The organism is Bradyrhizobium sp. (genome assembly GCF_049586575.1).
GTDB lineage: Bacteria > Pseudomonadota > Alphaproteobacteria > Rhizobiales > Xanthobacteraceae > Bradyrhizobium.
In genome coordinates this window covers 1-2,074 of record NZ_JBAVCF010000452.1, presented here as the reverse complement: position 1 = coordinate 2,074, position 2,074 = coordinate 1, and the positions used below count along the sequence as shown (strand labels likewise).

The 2,074-nt window shown below is 62.4% G+C and carries 1 protein-coding gene and 1 pseudogene; both read right to left on the bottom strand.

Going from position 1 to position 2,074, the window contains the following annotated elements; translation table 11 throughout:
• Positions 1 to 382, bottom strand: a pseudogene (locus WB528_RS17615) (flagellin); the annotation flags it as partial.
• Positions 383 to 727: 345 nt separating this feature from the next.
• A partial coding sequence (locus tag WB528_RS17610; protein WP_423889683.1) for a flagellin occupies positions 728 to 2,074 on the bottom strand: 1,347 nt, incomplete at its 5' end.

Sequence of the window (2,074 nt, the reverse complement as noted above, 5' to 3'; positions counted from 1 at the left end):
CGGGGCCGAGCAGGTTGTTGGCGGTCGCACCGGTGATGGCGGCCGAGGTGACGTTCGACTTGGTCGAATAGCCGACCGGGGTCTGCAACACCTGGTTGGCGATCGACTGGGCGCTCGAAACCAGGCTTTGCAGCGAGGTGATGCCGGTGTTGGCGGCCTGCAGCACCTGCACGCCGTTGCCGATGCTGTCGAGCAGGTTCGATATGTCGCTGGCGCGGTTGTTGAGGCCTGCAGCGGTGAAGAAGTTGGTCGGATTGTCGAGGGCCGAATTGACCGCGTTGCCGGTGGCAAGGTCATTCTGGGTCGTTGCGAGCAGCGAAGCAGTCGACTGCAACGAAAGGAGGTTTTGGCGGACTGACGCCGAAAGAACGATACCGGACATAATTCATACCTTTCTGGTGTGAAACTCAAAACGCAGCCCGGCCCTTTCAGGATCAGGCGACCCCGGCACGGTGAAAGTAAGTGGCTAAGAAAACATGAACCATGAGCGGCGCCCTCGCCTCGCAAGACGCCGCTAGCCGCGCGCAATGGCCGCTTCGTTCTCGCAAAAAACTAGCGAGCGCTTTGATCCTGCTATGGATTTTGAATCGGTGCGCCGTTTTCACCAAACGCTAACCATAACTGTAAAGCATAACAATTGCTGACCGAAATGACCGGCATTTTCGGGACACAACGCAAAACGGCGGGGTTTCCCCCGCCGTTTCGATGGTTTTGTTGAGCTTTTCGATCAGCGGAGGAGCTGGAGCACGCTCTGCTGCGACTGGTTGGCGAGTGCCAGCGCCGAGACCGCGATCGACTGTCGGGTCGACAGCGCCTGGCTGTTGGCCGCTTCCTGGTTCGGATCGGCCAGCGTCAGGTTGGACGCACCGGTCTGCAACACGTTGATCAGGTTCTTGTTGAAGTCCTGGCGGATCTGCACGATCGACAGGTTCGAGCCGAGAGTAGACGCTTCACCGCGCAGCGTGGTCGAGGCGTTCTGGAGCTGCGACAACACGGTGTTGGCCGAGTTGTTGTCGAGGAAGCTCGTGCCCGCCGTCAGGTTCGACAGACCAAGGCCCGCGCCGTTGAACGTCACGCCGGTGATGCTCAGCGTCGAGGTGCCGGTTTCGTTGAACACCAGCTTCAGGGTATCGCCGTTCAACAGGTTGACGCCGTTGAACGAAGAGTCCGAGGCAGTGGTGTTGATCTGCTGCAGCACGTTGTTGTACTGCGCGACCAGGCTGTCGCGGGTGGCTTGCGAGTTCGGATCGGCGACCGGAGCCGCGGCGGTCAGGCCGTGGAAGGCCGCACCCGAAGCCGCAGCCGTACCGCCGATCGTGCCGATCGTCGAGGAGGCCGCATCGTTCGAGGTCACGATGTTGATCGCACCGGTCGAGGAATCGAGCGTGGCTTGCAGGTTGTTGGCCGCCAGCGCCGTATTGAGCGCGTTCAACGTCGAGATCTGTCCGGAGCCGGTACCGAAGGTGATGTTGGTCGCCGTACCGCCGCCGGTGGCGCCGATCGTGAGCGTCTCACCCTGGAGCGCCGGAGGCGTCAAGTTCGTCGTCGCCGCGGTCAGGCCGAAAGAACCAAGCGCGCTGGTGCCGCCAGCGGCGATGACCAGAGGCTGCGTCGTCCCCGTGCTGATCACGAGTGCGCCGGCGGTGACAACCGAGGCCGTCGAGGTACCGGTGATGCCGTCAATCGCGCTCAGGACGGTCTGAACGGTCGCCGTGCTGCCCGCGCCGACGCCGATCGTGACGTTACCGCTACTGTCGGTGGTAACGGTGGTTTGACCGGTCGAGAAGGTGATGGACTTGCCATCGACGGTAAAGGACGAACCGTTCGCAGGCGTTGCAGCCAGCGTGTCGGAGTTCGCCGCGGTGACCAGCTTGGTGGCGGCCGTGATCGCAACCGGCGTGCTCAGGTTGTTGTTGACCACGGTGCCGGTGACCGTGTTGTTGGTGCCGGGGCCGAGCAGGTTGTTGGCGGTCGCACCGGTGATGGCGGCCGAGGTGACGTTCGACTTGGTCGAATAGCCGACCGGGGTCTGCAACACCTGGTTGGCGATCGACTGGGCGCTCGAAACCAGGCT